The organism is Micromonospora sp. NPDC005220 (genome assembly GCF_040607895.1).
In the GTDB taxonomy this organism is placed as follows: Bacteria; Actinomycetota; Actinomycetes; order Mycobacteriales; family Micromonosporaceae; genus Micromonospora.
Window position 1 is genome coordinate 1 of record NZ_JBEXHP010000107.1, and the last position, 19,097, is coordinate 19,097.

Consider the following 19,097-nt stretch of genomic DNA (forward strand, 5'->3'; position numbering starts at 1 on the left):
GCTGCCTGCCCGGCCCAGCGCGGCCCAGCGCGGCCCAGCGCGGCCCAGCGCGGCCCAGCGCGGCCCAGCGCGGCCCAGCGCGGCCCAAGATCGTGCTCGATCCACGATGTAGTGGCCTCGTGCGCGACGGATGGCCACTACATCCTGGATCGAGTGCGATCTTGCGGGTCTTGGTCCTGCGGGTCACGCGGACCCTGGCAGTCACCCGGGCCCTTGCCGCAAACGGGTCCTGCCGCTCACGCAGGCCCTGCCGGGCGCGCAGGCCCTGCCGGGCGCGCAGGCCCTGCCGGGCGCGCGGACCCTGCCGGGCGCGCGGACCCCTGCCGGGCGCGCGGACCCCTGCCGGGCGCGCGGACCCCTGCCGGGCGGTGCAGCGACCGGGATCGACCCTCGAGGGGTCGGGTCAGCCTCGGGGGGCGTCGACGATGACCGAGTCGGCGAGTCGGTCGTGCAGGCCGCGCCGGTGCTCGTCCATGATCAGTGCGGGGACTACGAGGGCCAGCAGCAGGCCACGGATGAGCCCCCGGAGCAGGCCGATCCGGCCGCCGTCGTGCCAGTTCACACAGCGGATCTTGGTGATGTACATGCCCGGCGTCTGGGCGAACAGGCCGAGGAAGATGCCGTACACCAGGACCAGGACGAGCACCGGCGCCCAGCCGTCGCGTACCGGGTCGGCGAAGAAGTTGGACACCAGCAGGCAGAGCACCCAGTCGATGATCAGCGCACCGAACCGCCGACCGAGGCTCGGCGGGGTGAAGGTGGGGTCGGTGGCCGGCGCTGCCGGGGGGTGCGGGTTGGTCACAGCGGTCAAGGGTATCCGCGCCGGGATGAGAGCTTGCCGGGCGCCGCCGCCACTGGGTGCCGATTCAGGCCAAAGGCATCAGATGTCACTACACTGGCACAGTCGGTACGGCGTTCCTGGCGGGCCGGAGGCGTGACAGGGGTGTCGCTGACGCTCCGCGAGGGACGTAACACGGCAGAAACAACGGAGACACGGCCGGGCAACCCCCCGGCCCTAGCGTCGCCAGAAGCCTAGCCACCCCGTGGACGTGCCAGGAGGATGTGTGTTCGCCAATCCCGAGGAACTGCTGCGATACCTCAAGAACGAGGACGTGAAGTTCGTCGACGTTCGTTTCTGTGACCTGCCCGGCGTGATGCAGCACTTCAATCTGCCGGTCGAGTCCGTCAACGACGACCTCTTCACCGACGGCCTCGCGTTCGACGGTTCGTCGATCCGCGGTTTCCAGGCGATCCACGAGTCGGACATGCTCCTGCTCCCGGATGTCGCCACCGCGTTCATCGACCCGTTCCGCGCGCAGAAGACTCTCGCGCTCAACTTCTTCATCCACGACCCGTTCACCCGCGAGGCCTACAGCCGCGACCCGCGCAACGTGGCGAAGAAGGCCGAGGCGTACCTGGCGGCGAGCGGCATCGCCGACACCGCCTACTTCGGCGCCGAGGCGGAGTTCTACATCTTCGACTCGATCCGCCACGAGACCTCGGCGCACCAGTCGTTCTACTACATCGACTCGATCGAGGGCGCCTGGAACACCGGCCGCGAAGAGCCGGGCGGCAACCGCGGCTACAAGACCGCCTACAAGGGCGGCTACTTCCCCGTCCCGCCGGTCGACCACTACGCCGACCTGCGTGACTCGATCGTGCGCCGCCTCGTCGACACCGGCTTCAACGTGGAGCGCTCGCACCACGAGGTGGGCACCGCCGGCCAGTCCGAGATCAACTACCGGTTCTCCACCCTGCTGCACGCCGGTGACCAGCTCCAGCTCTTCAAGTACATCGTGAAGAACGAGGCCTGGGCCAACGGCAAGACCGCTACCTTCATGCCCAAGCCGCTCTTCGGCGACAACGGCTCCGGCATGCACACCCATCAGAGCCTCTGGCTCAACGGTGAGCCGCTGTTCTACGACGAGACCGGCTACGCCGGCCTGTCCGACATGGCCCGCTGGTACATCGGCGGCCTGCTGCACCACGCGCCGTCGCTGCTGGCCTTCACCAACCCGACGGTCAACTCGTACCGTCGTCTGGTGCCGGGCTTCGAGGCGCCGGTCAACCTGGTCTACTCGCAGCGCAACCGGTCCGCCTGCACCCGCATCCCGGTGACCGGCGCCAACCCGAAGGCCAAGCGCGTCGAGTTCCGCGTTCCGGACCCGTCGGCCAACGTCTACCTGGCCTTCTCGGCCATGATGATGGCCGGCCTGGACGGCATCAAGAGCAAGATCGAGCCGCCGACGCCGATCGACAAGGACCTCTACGACCTCCCGCCGGAGGAGTGGGGCGACGTCAAGCAGGTGCCGGGCTCGCTGCCGGCCGTGCTCGACTCGCTGGAGGCCGACCACGACTACCTGCTCGACGGCGGTGTCTTCACCCCCGACCTGATCTCCACCTGGGTCGACTGGAAGCGCGCCAACGAGGTCGACCCGGTGCGCCTGCGCCCGACCCCGCACGAGTTCGCCATGTACTACGACTGCTGAACAGTCGCTCTGACACCGGCCGGGCCGGCTCCGCTCATCGCGGGGCCGGCCCGACCCGTTTCCGCCCCCGGCTATACCTTCGCGTCCGATATATTGCCGTGGTGGACACACCTCTACGCGAACCGACCTTCCTGATCCTCACCGCGCTGGCCGCCCAGCCGATGCACGGCTACGGACTGATCGGTGAGGTCGCCGCCCTCTCCGACAACCGCGTGTCGCTACGCCCCGGGACGCTCTACGGGGCGCTCGACCGACTGGTCGACGCCGGCCTCGTCGAGGTCGACCGGGAGGAGGTGGTGGACGGCCGACTGCGCCGCTACTACCGCCTCTCCCCCGGCGGCGAGACCACGTTGAGCATCGAGACCGAGCGGCTGCGCCGCAACGTCGAAGCCGCCACCACCCGGCTGTCCAGGCGGGCTCGCGCCGCCCTCCCGGCCACCCCACGCACGGCCGGAGGCTTGGCATGAACGACCTGGAACGCCGCTACCTCCGACTGCTGCGCGCGTATCCCGCCGACTACCGCCGCGCCCGCGCCGCCGAGATTGTCGGCACCTACCTCGACCTGGCCGCCCCGGACCAGCGCTGGCCGTCGCTGGCGGACGCCGCGGACCTGGTGCGCGGCGGCCTCCGCCAGCGGCTGCGGGCCACGGGCCTCACCGGCCTGGTTCCCGGGGTACGCCTCGCGGCGCTGCTGGCCTTGGTCACCGCCAGCGCTCTCGCCGGTGTGTGGGGTACGGCAGAACTGCATCCACCACCCGCGGAGTGGGGCGTCCCGCATGTCGGCCCGTTCGTCTCGCTCGGTGTCGTCACGTGGGTAGCGTGGCTGCTGGCGGCGGTGGTGATCGCCGTCGCGCCGAGCCGGGTCGCCCGGTGGGCCATCGCCCTCGCGCTCCTGCTCACGATTGCGCTGCCACCGGCGGCCGCGGCGCTCGACGCACTCCGACCGCCGCTGATGGTGCTGCTGCCGCAGGTGGTCCTGGGCCTGCTGGGGCTGGCCCTGCCCGACCAACCCGCGCGGGTGATCCGCCTCGCGCCGGCGCTGTCCGCACTGTTGGCAGTGGTGGCGACGGAATTCCTGGCGGGATTGAACCCGGTCCTCACCTACTACGGCACCACACTGGAAGTCTTCCTGCCCACCGTCGGCGGACTGTTGCTGGTCGTCGGGGCTCTGCTGGCCATGGGTCTGGCACTGGGCGGGGACGCCCGCGGCGGCTGGGCGCTCGTCACACTGCTCACCCCCGCCGGCTTCCTGGCGGTGCCCGGCCTGGCCGACAGCTTCGGCCCGGCAGGCGGCAGCATCACCTTCGGGGGACTGGCTGTGACCGCCGCCGCCGTCGCGCTCGCCGGCCCCGCAGTCCTGCTCCTGACCATCCTGTTCCGCTCCCGCCAAACCCCCACCCCCAGCCCTCGGGCCAACCCTGCCCCACCTGCGGCGCAAGACCCTGACCCCGCCTGACCCCCCGCCCGGCCCCACCTGACCGCGCCCTGCCCTGCCCTGCCCTGCCCTGCCCTGCCCTGCCCTGCCCAAGATCGTGCTCGATCCTGGATGTAGTGGCCTCGATCGCCTCGGACACCACTACATCCACGTTCGAGCACGATCTTGCCCGCACCACAATGACGATCATGAGGTTGGCGAGGCGTTCCGCCCGGATTGTCCCCGTCAACCTCATGATCACCGATGGCGGCGGCGGGCGCTGCGCAGGAGAACGGTCAGGAGCAGGGCGGTCATCGCCAGGGCGCCGGGGGCCTTGGTGACGCGGGCCAGGTTGGTGCCGTCGGGCAGGGCGAGGAAGGCTGCCGCCGCGGCGGGCAGCACGAACCACGTCGTACGGGCGGCGGTGAGCGCGAGCAGCGCCAGGGGCCAGGTCGCGTACCAGGGGTGGAAGACCGGGGACAGGACGACTGTGGCGACCAGCGCCAACGCCGCCCCGTGCAGCGCCACCCGGGACCGCGCCTCCCGAGAACGCGCGAGCCCCGAACGCGCGAGCCCCGAACGCGCGAGCCCCGAACGCGCGAGCTCGTTCTGCCCGCGCAGCGCCTGCCAGGCCCGCCACCACAGCACCGCCAGCACTCCGACGAGCAGCAGCAGCGCGACCGCCCGAACTCCCGGCACCGCCTGCGGGTCCCGGCCGACCAGCGCACCGGCGTAGTCCACCACGAAGCCCACGGCGGTGGGCGGTGACGTCCACTGCTCCGTGTCGCCGCTGTGGGTGAGCCCGCCCACCCAGCCGAAGCCGAGGCCGGACACCGCCGAGGTGACCAGCAGCGCGGCGAACAGCCCACCGGCCAGCCAACCACCGTGGCGCAGCAACGCCCGTACGGTGTAGCGACCGTGCGCGGCGGCCAGCACCGCGAACGGCACCACCACCACGGCAGTGGCCTTCACCGTGACGGCCAGCCCGAGCAGCGCCCCGGCCAGCAGCAGCGCCGCCGGCCGACCCGGTCGACGGACCACGGTCAGCAGCCCGCACACCAGCAGGCCCAGCATCACGGCGTCGTTGTGCGCGCCGGCCACCAGGTGTACGCCGACCAGCGGCGCGGCCAGCGCCAGCCAGGCCGCCCGCCGCGCCGGCACCCCGGCCGCCCGGGCCAGACCGGGCAGGCAGAGCGCGGCCAGCAGCAGCCCCGCCGCGGCGATCACGCGCAGCGCCACGATGGTGCCGGTGAGCCCGCCGCCGACGCTGACCGCCAACGCCGCGAGCAGGACGAACACCGGCCCGTACGGTGCCGGGGTGTCCCGCCAGATCGGCGCCACGGTGTCCAGCCAGGGGCAGCCCGCCGCCGCCACCCCCACGGTGTACGGGTCGACGCCGTGCGCGTACGTCCAGCCCTGGCAGGCGTACGAGTAGACGTCCCGGCTGCCCAGCGGCGGCGCGACGAGCAGCGGTAGTGCCCACAGCCCGGCGGTGACGTACGCCCATCGGGTCGACGGCGCACCCTCGCGCAGCGACCACCACGCCCCGACCAGCAGTACGGTGCCGATCAGCCAGCAGGTCAGCGTGGCCGGGCCGCCCGGGGCTCGCCAGATCGACGCGGGTGTCACGCTCAGCGGGGCGTCGGGTAGCGCCCCGCCGAGGTATCCGGCCACGGCGAGCAGACCCGCCCCGGCCAGGCCCTCGTACCGGGCGGAACGCGCGGCCAGGCCCCCGCGCCGCGCGCCCGACGAAACAGACAGCCGTGACCCGGACGGCGGCGGGACAGGCGCGCCGGGAGCGGTCACCGGCGCACCTTCCCTCAGTCTGCGGCGACCGGCTGACGGGCCGCCCGAGCCGACCGTACCAACCGGATGACCAGCACGATCACCAACAGCGTCATCAGTGGCGCCCCGACCGTCTTGGTGTACCGGGGCAGCCCGGTGCCGTCCGGCAGCACCAGGAACGACGCGACCAGGGCGACCACGACAAACCATCCGGTACGTCGGGCGGTGGCCGCCAGAACGGTCAGCGGCCAGATCCAGTACCAGGGGTGGAACAGCGGCGCGAGGGCGACCGTGGCGGCCAGCGCCAGGGCGGCGTGCCAGAGCGGGTCCCGGGTGCGGGCGCGCCACCAGAGCCAGACCAGCAGCAACGCCAGCACCGCTATGCCGATCCCCCGGGTCACCGGCAGCGCGTCGATGTGCCCACCGAAGGGCACCGCCAGGTAGCCGATGGTCTGCCCGACGGCGGTGGACGGTGAGGTCCAGGCGATCACGTCGCCGCCTCGTTCCAGCCCGCCGACCCAGCCGAAGTCCAGCCCGGCCGCGTAGGTGACCCCGACCACGACAGCGACCGCGCCGCCGACCACCCACCGGCCGTGCCGGATCAACGCCCGGATCGAATACCCGCCGACGATGGCGGCCAGCGCCGCGAACGGCACCACGACCAGCGCCGTCACCTTGATCGCGGCAGCCAGCCCGAGCAGCACGCCACCGGCGAGCAGCGGGCCGGGGCGGCCGGGCCGAGAGGCGATCAGCGCGAGCCCGGAGACCAGCAGTCCGACCATCAGCGCGTCGTTGTGCGCGCCGGAGACGAGGTGTACGGCGACCAGCGGGCAGCCCAGTGCCAGCCAGACCGCCCGGCCGGCGGGTACGCCGGCTCGTCGGGCCAGCACCGGCAGGCTGACCGCGGTCAGCACCACCCCGGCGACCGCGATCAGCCGGAACGCCACGATCGCGCCGGTGAGCGAGCCGGTGGCCTTGACGATCGCACCGGAGAGCACCACGAACAGCGGCCCGTACGGTGCCGGGGTGTCCCGCCAGATGTACGAGATGGTGTCCAGCCAGGGGCAGGGCAGCGCGGAGACGCCCTGCCCGTACGGGTTGATCCCGGCGGCGTAGCTGGCGCCCTGGCAGGCGTACGCGTAGACGTCGCGGCTCGCCAGCGGCGGCGCGATCAGCACCGGCAGCAGCCAGAGGCCGACGGTGATCAGCGCCCAGCGGGTCGACGGGATCTTGTCGCGCAGCGACCACCAGGCGTAGGCCATCAGGGCGGTTCCGACCAGCCAGGCGGTGATGACCAGCGGACCGTGTGGGCCCTGCCAGATGCTGACCGGGGTGGGGCGCAGGGGTGAGCCGGGCAGGGCGCCGCCGACGAACGCCGCGACGGCGAGCAGCGCCGAGCCCGCCAGTCCGGTCCAACGCGCGAGGTGGTGAGGCACGCCGGACATGCTGCCAGTACGGTGGTCGCGGTACGGAGGTGGGCATGCGGCGCAGTCGGGTGGTGGCGATGGCCACCGGTTCCGCCGCCGTGCTCGGCGCGCTCTGGTTGGCCCTGCCGCTGATGGGCTCGGACCTCTCCGCGCAGGTCGCCCGGGCGGACTTCTTCGCCGCCCACGGCATCACCCCGGTGGATCTGCGCTGGTACGGCGGGGTGCAACAGTTCGGCTACAGCTTGTTGTCGCAGCCGGTGATGGCCCTGCTCGGTGTGCGGGTGACCGGCGCTCTGGCGCTTGTGGGGTCGGCCGCCGCGTTGGCTGCGCTACTGGTTCGCGGCGGGGCGCCCCGGCCGCTGTTGGGCAGCCTGGTCGGGGTGGTCACGTTGGCCGGCAACCTGGTCTCGGGCCGAGTCACGTACGCCCTGGGCGTGGCGTTCGGGCTGGCCGGACTGTTGGCGCTCACGCGCGGGCGCCCCGGCGCGTACACCGGGCAGGGGCGGACGGACGGTCGGACGCTGCTGCGGCTCGGGCTCGCCGCGGCTGGCGCGCTGCTGGCCTCCGCGACCAGCCCGGTGGCTGGCCTGTTCGTCGGTCTGTCCGGTGCCGCGCTGCTGCTCAGCCGCCGGTACGCCGACGGCCTGGCAGTCGGGATCGCGGCGGCCGTGCCGCTGGCCGCGACGGCCCTGTTGTTCGGCGACGGCGGCTGGATGAACATCAGTCGGACCGACACGCTGCGCGCGGTGGTGACCAGTCTGGTGGTGGCCGCGCTGGTGTCGTACCGACCGGTGCGGTTCGCGGCGCTCCTCTCCGCTGCGGGGGTGCTCGCCGCGGCGCTGGTGCACACGCCGGTGGGATTGAACGCGACCCGGCTGGCCACGATGTTCGCGCTGCCGGTGCTGGCCGCCGCCGCCGGCCCGCCGGCCTGGCTCACCACCCGGATGGCTCACCGGTCCGCAGCTCTCGCCGCGCCGTCCGGCGGCACCCGTCGCGCCCGACTGCGAGGCGGTGTCGGCTTGGTCGCGCTGCTGGTGGCGGTGTGCGTCTGGCAGCCGCCGGTGGTCCCCGCCGACCTGCGCGGCGTCGGCGACCCGACCAGCGCGCCGGGCTACTACGGGCCACTGCGCGCGTTCCTGAGCGAGCAGCGGCTCACCGGCAGGGTCGAGGTGCCACCGACGCGCAACTACTGGGAGGCAGCCCGGCTCGGTGAGGTGCCGCTAGCGCGGGGTTGGCTGCGGCAGGCCGACATCGAGCGCAACCCGCTGTTCTTCACTACCGTGCCCGGCGCGTCCGGCACCGACGCACCGCTGACCCCGGACAGTTACCGGACCTGGCTAAACGACAACGCCGTGCAGTACGTGGCGCTTGCGGACGCCCCGCTGTCTTGGGTGGGGCGGGCCGAGGTGGCGCTGGTCGAGGACGGGTTGCCGTACCTGACGCCGGTCTGGTCCGACCAGCACTGGCGGGTCTGGAAGGTGGTCGACCCGACACCCCTAGTTGCCGCCCCCGCCGAGCTGGTTCGCGTCGATGGCGCCACGGTGACCTTCTGGGCTCCGACGGCGGAGCCGGTGGCGGTCCGGGTGCGGCACAGCCGCTGGTTGACCGCGTCTGGTGGAGCCACCGTCATCGCAGATGGTGACTGGACCACCGTCACGGTCCCCGGCCCTGGCCAATACACGCTCGGCAGCTAAGGGTCTAGAGTTCTCCATTATCATGCTTTACCCGGTGACATGCCCTACCCATCGAACCCTGAGACCCGAGAGCAGGGAGGGTCACGTCTTCGCCGGGCCGCTAATCCGCGGATTCACGCCAGGTAACCTATTGGCAATCAACAGTTGCGCTCTACGCTGACCGACAACAATGTTGGGTCGCCCTTCTCGGCAGCGGCCAGTTCACTATCCGTCTCACGCTTCACTTCAGGCGCGAAAGCAGTCTGATATAGAGAGGTTTGCTTAACAGATTGCAGCTCCAAAAGAGCTGCCTTCGCATCTTCTCCAGCGACAGCTCTTATAGAGAGCCATCTCTTCGCCCAACTACAGTACCAAAACTGTTCGGCTTGGGAAGTTCCGTACCCCGGCGAATAAAGGTCACCCAACCCATCTCGCCTGACATCTGCCGGCCAAGCCGTTTCGGCAGGTAGCCGCAGATTATTTTTCTCTGCGTTGAACTCAGCATTCATTTCTTCATAGCTATTGGGCACGCGGCTCGTTGAGCTGTTGGATCGCGATTCGCCCGCACCCGCAGAGCAGCCTGATACCGTCATCGCCGCCACGAAGATCGCGACTGTAGGCGACGTTAGCTGGCGATTGAGTATCCGCAAGAAATGCACCTTTGATCTATTTTCCGGATTCGTGCGATTGGCGGGGCCGCGACCGAACCTAGTTGGTCGGCCCACCTCAGATCGGGCGTTCGCAGGGCCCTCAAAGTTCCGCCCAAGCCTGATCGTGCGGACAGATATTGACCTCCGCCGGACGGAGCTAGCCAGATCTGTCCACACGACCATTGCTTAAGCGGTTCTACCCGAAATCGATGGGTGCGCGATAGAAAGGGTGCCATTATCCCTCTCACCAAAGGAGAGAGCGCCCTATTCGCGCAGCACTCTCACGCTCAGTAGTAGAGCGATCCGACCACTGTTCCACTAGCGGGATATGCGCCGAAGCCGAACCGGAAACGAGTAGCTCCCCAGTTGCTTACCAACGTAACCGAAGTCAGCCCAACGCTCTTCTGGGCGAAAACCTTACCGTTCGACTCGTACTTGAGCGCAGCAGTTCCGGATTTGAAGCTGCTGTAACCGTCAGCCATGTCGAATTTGATGTCGGAAGTACTCGTGTGGGAGCGGACATAATTCTCCCATACGATCCCACTCGAATAGACGCCAAAATTCACGCTGTTCCATTGGGCGGCGGACGCCGAATTTGGCGCCACCAGAGCTCCCCCGAACAGGGCCACGGCCAAAGCTACGCTGGCACGAGCCGCAAGCTTGATACCCATTTACTCTCCTCCTGCGTTGGAGCCCGCATTTTGTGCGGGCCCAAAGGACGCTACGTGGATCTAGCTGTAGCGTCAACCATGAAGTGAGAATTAGTTCAACACGAACATTGCTTTGTAGCTATACGTGATCAGATGATGCGCCAACGCCTACCGCATGACAAAGGGCTACAGCAGGCCAATCGCGGCCACGGCGATTGGGCAACATGAGGACGAGATCTAACTCTGTGTAGTCGCTGGTCGCGCCGTGAGCGACGACGTGGTATTCTCCACGAGGTTCTGAGGGGCGGCACAGCTGCCGATTGTCAACTCATGACCTTTATGCGTGTTTCACAACAACCACTTATACGACCTGGGTCCGTAACCGTCCTGGCGCCCCTTGAAGCAGCAAGGACTGCGTCTGGGCTTGCGTAAAAACGCTCGCGAGATTGAACTAGCTCATGGCCGAATACCGATTGAACCATCGGTTGCCGCGCTTAGGTGTAAGAGATTATGGTAACCTCTCCGAGGCCCAGGAGGGCTTCACCTAGAAGTTCACGCCCTTGGAGAGCCGTCGTTGATTCGGCCGGCTGCATGCATGTCTGCGCGCGGCTTGCGCAGCCTTTTACCAAGTACCGCCGGATCTGCAGCATTGACTCTGACTGCCCATTGGCTGGTCTTGCTTGGGGTCGCAGTCGAGGTTCCAGGGTCATGCTGGCCTGCCCGACGCGCGACAGGCACTTTATTTACGGGACGGTGCATCAGCGGTCGGTTTCCGGGTTTAGCGGCAGAGGCCGATGCAAAAGCTTTGGGACGCTTGTGGGAATTCCAAGGCGTGACGTGCGGCCTTGCTTGCGAGATGAACACCCAGCCCAGGGCCGCCCCGCCCAGCCGGTTCCCGCGACCCTCGGCCCGGTGGGGCGCGACGACGCGTCAGGCATCGAGGACCCGTTGCGCGGCGGCGCGGGAGCGGCGGCCGGTGCGCAGGTACTCGTCGAGGAACTCCCCCGGGTCGTCCCGGCCGAGCAGCCGGGCCACCCCGGCCAACTCCACCCCGTGCCGGGGCAGCTGGTCGCCGGCCCGGCCCCGGACCAGCATCAACGCGTTGCGGACCTGCGCGGCCAGGGACCAGCCGGCGGCCATCTCCGCAGCGTCCGCCGGGTCGATCAGGCCGGCCCGCTCGGCCGCCGCGAGGGCATCGAGGGTACGCGTGCCGCGCAGCGCCGGGTTCGCGCCGGCGTGCCGGAGCTGGACGAGTTGCACCGCCCACTCCACGTCGGCCAGCCCACCGCGACCCAGTTTGGTGTGGGTGGCCGGGTCGGCGCCACGGGGCAGCCGCTCGGTCTCCACCCGGGCCTTGATCCGCCGGATCTCGACGACCTGCTCGCGGGTCAACCCGTCGGCGGGGTAGCGCACCGGCTCGATCATCGCCTCGAACTCGGCGCCCAGGTCGGCGTCACCGCAGACGAACCGGGCCCGCAGCAGGGCCTGCGCCTCCCACACCCGCGACCAGCGGGCGTAGTACTGCGCGTACGCGGCGAGGCTGCGGACCAGCGGGCCCTGGCGGCCCTCCGGCCGCAGGTCGGCGTCGACGCCCAGCGGCGGGTCGGGGGCGGGCACGCCGAGCAGTCGGCGCAGCTCCTCGGCGACGGCGTGCGCGGCGGCACTGGCGGCGCTCTCGCTGGTGCCCGGCGGCGGGTCGTAGACGAAGAGCACGTCGGCGTCGGAGAGGTAGTTCGACTCGTACCCGCCGAGCCGGCCCATGCCGATCACCGCGAACCGCAGCCCTGCCGGTGCCGGCTGGCTGGCTCGGGCGGCCCGCAGCGCGGCGGCCAGGGTGGCGTCGGTGACGTCGGCGAGCGCCGTACCGACGGCGGTGATGTCGGACAGCCCGCGGGCGGGCCGGTTCGCGCCGTCCGCCCGGGTGGGGCTGGGCGCGAGCGCACCCGCCCGGCAGAGCACGTCGGCGCAGGCCACCCGGACCAGCTCGCGACGGCGCAAAGCGCGCACCGCGCTGGTCGCCTCGACCGGGTCGGTGTGCCGGGCCGCCGCCGCCAGGAATCCCTCCCGCAGCACCTCCGGCGGGCGTGGCGTCAGCTCGTTCTCCTCGGCCAGCAGCCGCAGCGCCTCCGGGTCGCGGGCGAGCAGGTCGGCGACGTACCGGGACAGGGCGAGGACCCGGGCCAGCCGGCGGGCGACCGGGCCGCCGTCGCGCAGCAGCCGCAGGTACCAGGGGGTGCTGCCCAGCTTGTCGGAGACCTTGCGGTAGTTGAGCAGACCCCGGTCCGGCTCCGGCGCGTCGGCGAACTCGCTGAGCAGCACCGGCAGCAACGTGCGTTGGATGGCCGCCGTGCGGCTCACCCCGCCGGTGAGCGCCTGGAGGTGACGCAACGCCCCGGCCGGGTCGGCGAAGCCGAGGATCTCCAGCCGGTTCCGGGCCGCCTCCGGGGTGAGCCGCAGCCCGTCGGCCGGTACCCGGGCCACCGACTCCAGCAGCGGCCGGTAGAGCAGTTTGGCGTGCAGTCGGCGTACCTCGGTGGCGTGGGTGACCCACTCGGCCCGGAAGCTCTCCACGGCGCTGCGCCCCGGCGCGGCCGTGAAACCCAGCGCGGCGGCGAGCCAGCGCAGCGCGCCCGGCTCGGCGGGCACGGTGTGCGTACGGCGCAGGCCCTGTAGTTGCAGCCGGTGCTCGACGCTGCGCAGGAAGCGGTAGCCGCGCAGCAGGGCCTCGCCGTCGGCCCGGCCGACGTAGCCGCCGGCGACGAGCGCGCGCAGCGCCGGGATCGTGCCGGGGGCGCGCAGCGTCTCGTCGCCGCGACCGTGCACGAGTTGCAGCAACTGGACGGCGAACTCGATGTCGCGCAGCCCGCCGGGACCGCGCTTGATCTCGCGCTCCAGCTCCTTCGGCGGGATGTGGTCGATGATCCGGCGGCGCATGGCGCGGACGTCCTCGACCGCCTCGGGCCGTTCGGCCGCCCGCCAGACCAGCGGCGCGAGCTGGTCGATCCACTCCTGGGCCAGCGGCAGGTCACCGGCGGCCGGGCGGGCCTTGAGCAGCGCCTGGAACTCCCAGGTGCGCGCCCACCGGCGGTAGTAGGCCAGGTGGCTGGCGAGGGTCCGCACCAGCGGGCCCCGGTTGCCCTCGGGGCGCAGCGCGGCGTCCACCGGCCAGGCGACCAACCCGCAGATGTAGATCAGCCGGGTCGCCACCACTGTCGCGGCGGACAGGTCGGCGTCCTCGGCGGCGACGAAGATGACGTCCACGTCGGAGACGTAGTTCAGCTCGCCTCCGCCGCACTTGCCCATCGCCACGACCGCGAGCCGGGGTCGCTCGGTGCCCTCCGCCAGCTCCGCGACCGCGATCTCGTACGCGGCGGAGAGCGTCGCGTCGGCCAGCGCGGAGAGCGCGGCCATGGTCTGCTCCAGGCCGCGCCCGCCGGTCAGGTCGGCCGCCGCGATCCGCAACAACGCCAACCGGTACGCGGTCCGCAGCGCCGCCACCGCGTTGCCGCCGTCGGCCGGCTCCAGCCGCCCCTCGGCGATCGGGGCGAGCCCGTCCGGGGCGGTCCGCAGCGCCTGGTAGTGCTCGGGGTGGGCAACCAGGTGATCGCCGAGCGCCGCCGACGCGCCGAGCACCGCGATCAGCCGCCGCCGCAGCCCGGGGTCGTTGTGCAGGTCCGCGAGCAGCGGCGATTCGGCGCTGCCGTCGGTAGCCCGGCCTTCGGCCTCCACGATGCGGTGCAACTGGCGCAGCGCCAGGTCCGGGTCGGCGGCCCGGGACAGGGCGGCGAGCAGCTCCGCGGCGGCCTCGTCGACCGGCTCCTGCTCGACCGGCCGCCACAGCCGCAGCCCCTCCGGGCCGAGCAGGTCCGCGGCGCGCGCCCCGCCGTCGCCTTCGGCGGTGCCGAAGCCGTACCGGGCGAGCCGGCCCGGTGCCCTGGTCGGCCGACTCATCAGTGCCCGAGCAGCGGCAGGCCGCGCCGAGTCGTGCTGTCGTCCAACTCGCCGAGGGCAAGCGCGGCGAACCGAGCGGCGAACGGTTGCCAGACCTCCTCGACGTCGGCCAGCACCGAGGCGCAGGCCGCCACCACCAGCTCCGGGTCGTAGCCCAGCTCGGCGAGTTGGGTCGAGTCGGTGGCCCAGTCGGCGATCATCGCGGCGTCACACTCGATGTGGAACTGCAACCCCCACGCCCGGTCACCCAGGCGGAACGCCTGATGCGGGTAGCGGGTGGAGGCGGCCAGCAGGGTCGCGCCCCGGGGCAGCTCGGTGATCTCGTCGGAGTGCCACTGGAGCACGTCCGGGATCAACGGCACGTACCGGAACAACGGGTCGCCCTCGGCGGCGTCGCGCCGGCCGACCACGGCAGGGCCGATCTCCGGCCCGGAGGGGCTGCGCTCCACCAGCCCGGCGTGCGCGGTGGCGAGCAGCTGCGCGCCCAGGCAGATCGCCAGGGTCGGCACCCGGTACCGGACCGCCTTGCGCAGCAGGCCCTCCACGGCCGGGAACCACTGTGCGCCGGGCGAGCCGTCCGGCAACGGGTACGCCTGTTGGTCGCCGCCGAGCACCACCAGCGCCGCGTACCCCTCCAGGTCGGCGGGGAGCTCGTCGCCGGCGTGCGGGCGAACCACCCACAGCTCCAGCCCAGCCTCGGTCAGCCACTCACCCAGCCGGCGCGCGTCGTCCGTCGGGTCGTTCTCGATCACCAGCGCGGTTGCCACCCGTCGAGGCTAGCCGGTACGCCGTGCGGCACCACGCCCCGGCACGGGCTCGCGCGGCCTCCCGCCGCCCGTGCTCGGCGTCCCGCCGCCCGTACTCGGCCTCCCGCCGCCCGTGCTGGGCGTCCCGCCGCCCGTGCGGGGGTCCCGGCTACGGCGGGTCGTTAGGCTCTGCGGTCGTGGTCAACGAGGACAGCGCCCCCGTACGCCCGCCCGTGCTGCGCCCGGGTGACACGGTGCTGCTGGTGTCGCCGTCCGGGCCGACCTCGCCGGAGCGGGTGGCCCGGGGCATGGAGTTGCTCACCGGTTGGGGGCTGCGTCCGGTGCCCGCGCCGAACGCGTACGCCCGCCACGGCTACCTCGCCGGCACCGACGACCTGCGCGCCGCCGACCTGAACGCCGCCTTCGCCGACCCTGACGTACGCGGGGTGATCTGCACTCGGGGTGGTTACGGTGCCCAACGGATCGTGGACGCCATCGACATGGCCGCCGTGCGCCGTGACCCGAAGGTGGTGGCCGGCTTCTCCGACATCACCGCGTTGCAGTTCGCCCTGTGGCGGGGTGCACGCCTGGCCGGGGTGCACGGCCCGGGGGCGGCCTGGCGCGACGAGCGGACGCCGCTGCGCTCCGCCGAGTCCCTGCACGCGGCGCTGATGACGACCGAGCCGGTGTCGATCACCGCGGACCCCACCGAGGAAACCTTTGCCGTACGCGTCCCGGGTCGCGCCACCGGCACCCTGCTCGGCGGCAACCTGTGCATGATCGCCGCGTCGATCGGCACACCGGACCTGCCCGACCTGACCGGTGCGGTGCTGTTGATCGAGGACGTGCAGGAGCCCCCGTACAAGGTCGACCGGATGCTCACCCACCTGCGCCGGGCCGGCGCGCTGGACGGCCTGGCCGGGGTGGCGGTCGGGCAGTTCACCGACTGTGGCGACGGCTGGGACACCACCATCGTCGACGTGCTCACCGAACTCCTCGGCGACCTGGGCGTACCGGTGCTCGGCGGCCTCCCCATCGGTCACGGCCCCAACCAACTGACCGTCCCGGTAGGCACCGAGGCCACCCTCGACACCACCACCGCCACCCTCACCACAACCCCCGCCGTCGCCTAACCCCCACCCCCTCCCCCCTCCCCCACCCACCCCGAGCGCCGTTGATCATGAAGTTGTTGTCACTCGTCACGGCGTGTCGGGGCAATAACTTCATGATCAACCGCGCCGGGCCGAGGGCGGGGTGCGGTGGGGCGGGCGGTCAGCGGTTAGGCGGGTGGGGGGAGGTGGGCTATTGCGCCGAATTCCAGGGCCGCCCAGATGCCGGTGGGGGTGCGGGTGATGCCGTGCGGTTCGGCGTTGGGAGTGGGCAGGGCGTAGCCCTCGATCCGTCCGGTGGGATCGAGGTGACCGATCCGGTTGGCACCCCACTCGGTGAACCACGCGCCCCCGTCCGGGTCGGCGACGATCGCGTGCGGACGGCCCGCCCGGTCCGGCAGCGGGATCTCGACGATCTTGCCGTCCGGGTAGATCCGGCCGAGCTGACCGGCTGCGATCTCCACGAACCAGATGGCGCCGTCGTCGCCGAGGGCGATGCCGACCGGGCCCGCCTTGACGGTGGGTAACGGATACACCGTCACCCGGCCGTCCAGGCCGATCCGGCCGATCGCGTTGGCCTGGTTGAGGGTGAACCAGAGCGCCCGGTCCGCGCCAGCAGTGATCATCGAGGGAAAGCCGCCCGTCACCGGCAGCGGAAATGCGCTGTGGGTGCCGTCGGTCTCCACCCGTCCGATCGTGTCGGAGGTCATCCCGGCGTACCAGAGCGCGCCGTCAGGCCCGGCCGCGATGCCACCCGGCCCGGTGCCGGCCGGCAGGGCGGTGGTGCGTTGCTCGCCGTCGACGGTGATCCGACCGATCCGGTCGTCTCCCGAACGCGTGAACCAGAGCGCGCCATCCGGCCCGGCCGTGATGATCAACGGGCGTCCGCCGGCCGGATCCAGCGGGTAGGTCCGGACCGCGCCGTCGGGCGACAACCGGGCGATCCCGCCGGCATGGGCCAGCGTCAGCCACAGCGCGCCGTCCGGGCCAGGCGTGATGGCGTACGGCCCGGCGCCCGGCTCGACGAGCGGTATCTCCCGAATCTCGACGGTCATGTCGCGCTGGCCTTCCGTCGGTGGATCATCCACCCTGACCGCCCGGCCAGCGATGACACAACCGATTTCGGCTACCGCCGGTCAAGATTGTCAGCTCGCTGACAGGGTCGCCATGGCTTCCGCCCAGACTGCCCGGTCACTGTCGGTGACGACAGCGCACGATGACCGAACCTCTGGAGGACAGCATGTCCCGCACCATCCGTAGGAAGCACCTGCTGGCTGGCCTGGCCACCGCCGGCGTCCTCGGCGTCGGGATCGCGGCCCCGACGATCGCGTTCGCCGCCGACACGCCCACACCGACGCCGAACACCACCAGCACCGCCCCGGCTCCGGGCACTGCGCCCGGCGCAAAGGCCGACCGGCAGGGCGAGTTCGCCGAGGCGCTCGCCAAGGAGTTGGGTGTGCCCACCGACAAGGTGACCGCCGCACTGGAGAAGATCCGCGAGCAGCACCGGCCGGCCGACCGCCCGCAGCGGCCGTCCGCCGAGGACCGGCAGGCCGCGCTCAAGGAGCGGTTGGAGCAGGCGGTGAAGGACGGCAAGCTCACCCAGGAGCAGGCCGACGCCATCACCAAGGCCGTCGAGGCCGGCGTCTTCCCCGGCCCGGGCGGCCACCGCGGCCCTGGCGGCCAGCACGGCGCAGGTATGCCCGGCAGGTAATCCGGCGGGACCGGCCCCGGCAGGCATTGACCCGCCGGGGCCGGCCTCAGCGCGCTCTCCCGGACCCGGACCACCCTGCCGGGCCCGGACCAGCCAGGCCGCGGACCAGCCAGGCCCCGGACCAGCCAGGCGGCGGACCAGCCAGGCCCCGGACCAGCCAGGCGGACCCAGACCGCGCCCTGCCGGACCCGGACCGGCCAGGCCCCGGGCCGGCCAGGCGGACCCAGACCACCCTGCCGGACCCGGACCGGCCAGGCCCCGGGCCGGCCAGGCGGACCCAGACCACCCTGCCGGGCCCGGGCCGGCCGGGCCCCGGCTTGATCTACTCGGTTTTCATGAAGTCGCGGCATCCGACGTGCTCGAACACCCCGACATCATGAAAACGGAGTCGATCATCCCCGGGGGTATGCCGGCCAGGCTGGATCGCTCGTCACACCGGCGCAGGGGTATCAGCCCGAGCCAGTCCAGGGCCAGGGCCAGTCTCAGGGCCAGGGCCAAGGCCAGTCCCAAGGCCAACCCAAGGCCAGCCCCAAGGCCAACCCAAGGCCAAAGCCGGGTCAGCCGGGCCCGGAGGGTCAGCTCTGCTGGGGCGGGGGCGTGAACACGCCCAGGCGATTGCCGGTCGAGTCGAGTAGGTGGGCCAAGGTGAGACCGCTGGGAGTCGTACGCGCCGGCACCAGCACCCGGCCGCCGGCCGCTTCGGCCCGTCGGCAGGTCTCCGCCACATCGGCGACTTCGGCGTAGAACACCGCGTAGTTCGGCGACGTCCCGTCGGTCGCCCGGATCGCCCCGCCGATCCCGGTGTCGCCGCCGGCCCCGGTCACCCGGTAGGACCCGTTGGCTGAGCCCTGCTCCTCGAAGGTCCAGCCGAACAGCTCTCCGTAGAACCGCTCCGCATCCTCGGGCCGGTCGGTGCCGATCTCGAACCAGGTGATGGGCGTCGTGGACCTGGACATTTGCTGCCTCCAGAATTTCGTGCCGGCCGTTCGGCCGTCTTCTGGAGCAGTCTCGGTGCCGTTCGCGACAGCGTCCTGTCGGTGTTTCCGGGTCACCTGGCCGGGTTTCACCGACGAGGCGCCCGCCCAGGCCGCCGCGCCCAAGGCATGCCTCAGACCAGGCTCAGCGGACGGACCCGTTCATGCGGGATGTCAAGATCGGCCAGGCTTAGCTCCCGGGCCACCACATCGGGCAGCGCGCAGACGCTCCGGATCCGGTCGGTGCGGAAGCAGCGCAGCTCGTCGCGCAGCCGGCACCAGGCCACCAGGTACCAGTGTCGGGAATTGCCGAGGTAGCCGAGCGGCTCGACGTCACGGGTCGAGTCGGCGCCGGAGCGGTCGGCGTACCGGATGCGCAGCACCCGCCGCGCGGCGACCGCGTCGGCGACGGTGGCCGGGACGGGCGTGGCCGGCCCGTCGCCGATCAGGTGCACCCGGCCGGCGAGGCGGTGCGCCTCGGCGGCGTCGGCGGCCGGCAGCACCGCCACCAGCTT

General features: G+C 71.7%; 16 protein-coding genes. 6 read left to right on the forward strand and 10 right to left on the reverse strand.

What is annotated here, in order from left to right:
• Positions 1-403: 403 nt before the first annotated feature.
• A complete protein-coding gene (locus ABZU52_RS26780; protein WP_354973730.1) occupies positions 404-802 on the reverse strand; it encodes an RDD family protein in 399 nt (132 codons plus the stop codon).
• Between the two features lie 262 nt (positions 803-1,064).
• Here ABZU52_RS26780 and glnA point away from each other — a divergent pair, with 262 nt between their 5' ends.
• From glnA to ABZU52_RS26795, 3 genes are all read left to right on the forward strand, one after another.
• Positions 1,065-2,489: a type I glutamate--ammonia ligase gene (glnA, locus tag ABZU52_RS26785; RefSeq protein WP_238659037.1), complete on the forward strand. Its 1,425-nt coding sequence runs from the start codon at positions 1,065-1,067 to the stop codon at positions 2,487-2,489.
• A 101-nt stretch (positions 2,490-2,590) separates the two neighbouring features.
• Positions 2,591-2,956, forward strand: a complete 366-nt coding sequence (locus ABZU52_RS26790; RefSeq protein ID WP_354973731.1) for a PadR family transcriptional regulator — start codon at positions 2,591-2,593, stop codon at positions 2,954-2,956.
• Positions 2,953-3,945, forward strand: a complete 993-nt coding sequence (locus ABZU52_RS26795; RefSeq protein ID WP_354973732.1) for a hypothetical protein — start codon at positions 2,953-2,955, stop codon at positions 3,943-3,945. Before ABZU52_RS26790 ends, ABZU52_RS26795 begins: the two co-directional genes overlap by 4 nt.
• Before the next feature lie 216 nt (positions 3,946-4,161).
• Here ABZU52_RS26795 and mptB (ABZU52_RS26800) read toward each other — a convergent pair whose 3' ends face one another.
• Complete coding sequence (gene mptB / locus ABZU52_RS26800) at positions 4,162-5,664, reverse strand: polyprenol phosphomannose-dependent alpha 1,6 mannosyltransferase MptB (RefSeq protein ID WP_354973743.1); 1,503 nt, start codon at positions 5,662-5,664, stop codon at positions 4,162-4,164.
• A 59-nt stretch (positions 5,665-5,723) separates the two neighbouring features.
• A complete protein-coding gene (gene mptB / locus ABZU52_RS26805; RefSeq protein ID WP_354973733.1) occupies positions 5,724-7,124 on the reverse strand; it encodes a polyprenol phosphomannose-dependent alpha 1,6 mannosyltransferase MptB in 1,401 nt (466 codons plus the stop codon).
• A 44-nt stretch (positions 7,125-7,168) separates the two neighbouring features.
• Between mptB (ABZU52_RS26805) and ABZU52_RS26810 the strand changes: the two genes are divergently transcribed.
• The gene (locus tag ABZU52_RS26810; RefSeq protein ID WP_354973734.1) at positions 7,169-8,809 is read left to right on the forward strand and encodes a hypothetical protein; all 1,641 of its coding nucleotides are present in this window, start codon (positions 7,169-7,171) and stop codon (positions 8,807-8,809) included.
• 137 nt (positions 8,810-8,946) lie between these two features.
• Here the strand turns inward: ABZU52_RS26810 and ABZU52_RS26815 are convergent, their stop codons facing one another.
• The 4 genes from ABZU52_RS26815 to ABZU52_RS26830 all read right to left on the reverse strand — a co-directional run bounded on the left by ABZU52_RS26815 (position 8,947) and on the right by ABZU52_RS26830 (position 14,806).
• Positions 8,947-9,438, reverse strand: a complete 492-nt coding sequence (locus ABZU52_RS26815) for a hypothetical protein (RefSeq protein ID WP_354973735.1) — start codon at positions 9,436-9,438, stop codon at positions 8,947-8,949.
• Between the two features lie 287 nt (positions 9,439-9,725).
• On the reverse strand, positions 9,726-10,109 hold the full coding sequence (locus tag ABZU52_RS26820; RefSeq protein ID WP_354973736.1) for a hypothetical protein: 384 nt from the start codon (positions 10,107-10,109) through the stop codon (positions 9,726-9,728).
• 909 nt (positions 10,110-11,018) lie between these two features.
• Positions 11,019-14,039, reverse strand: a complete 3,021-nt coding sequence (locus tag ABZU52_RS26825) for a bifunctional [glutamine synthetase] adenylyltransferase/[glutamine synthetase]-adenylyl-L-tyrosine phosphorylase (protein ID WP_354973737.1) — start codon at positions 14,037-14,039, stop codon at positions 11,019-11,021.
• A complete protein-coding gene (locus ABZU52_RS26830; RefSeq protein ID WP_354973738.1) occupies positions 14,039-14,806 on the reverse strand; it encodes a type 1 glutamine amidotransferase in 768 nt (255 codons plus the stop codon). Before ABZU52_RS26830 ends, ABZU52_RS26825 begins: the two co-directional genes overlap by 1 nt.
• Before the next feature lie 176 nt (positions 14,807-14,982).
• Here ABZU52_RS26830 and ABZU52_RS26835 point away from each other — a divergent pair, with 176 nt between their 5' ends.
• The gene (locus ABZU52_RS26835; RefSeq protein WP_354973739.1) at positions 14,983-15,918 is read left to right on the forward strand and encodes an LD-carboxypeptidase; all 936 of its coding nucleotides are present in this window, start codon (positions 14,983-14,985) and stop codon (positions 15,916-15,918) included.
• Positions 15,919-16,064: 146 nt separating this feature from the next.
• Here the strand turns inward: ABZU52_RS26835 and ABZU52_RS26840 are convergent, their stop codons facing one another.
• Positions 16,065-16,949: a virginiamycin B lyase gene (locus ABZU52_RS26840; RefSeq protein ID WP_354973740.1), complete on the reverse strand. Its 885-nt coding sequence runs from the start codon at positions 16,947-16,949 to the stop codon at positions 16,065-16,067.
• A 185-nt stretch (positions 16,950-17,134) separates the two neighbouring features.
• On the opposite strand from ABZU52_RS26840, the gene ABZU52_RS26845 reads away from it, so the two are divergent.
• A complete protein-coding gene (locus tag ABZU52_RS26845) occupies positions 17,135-17,608 on the forward strand; it encodes a hypothetical protein (protein ID WP_354973744.1) in 474 nt (157 codons plus the stop codon).
• Between the two features lie 575 nt (positions 17,609-18,183).
• On the opposite strand, the gene ABZU52_RS26850 is transcribed toward ABZU52_RS26845, so the two are convergent.
• Both ABZU52_RS26850 and ABZU52_RS26855 read right to left on the reverse strand, forming a co-directional pair.
• On the reverse strand, positions 18,184-18,564 hold the full coding sequence (locus ABZU52_RS26850; RefSeq protein ID WP_354973741.1) for a VOC family protein: 381 nt from the start codon (positions 18,562-18,564) through the stop codon (positions 18,184-18,186).
• Between the two features lie 152 nt (positions 18,565-18,716).
• The coding region (locus ABZU52_RS26855) for a WYL domain-containing protein (protein ID WP_354973742.1) at positions 18,717-19,097 on the reverse strand (381 nt) is incomplete at its 5' end.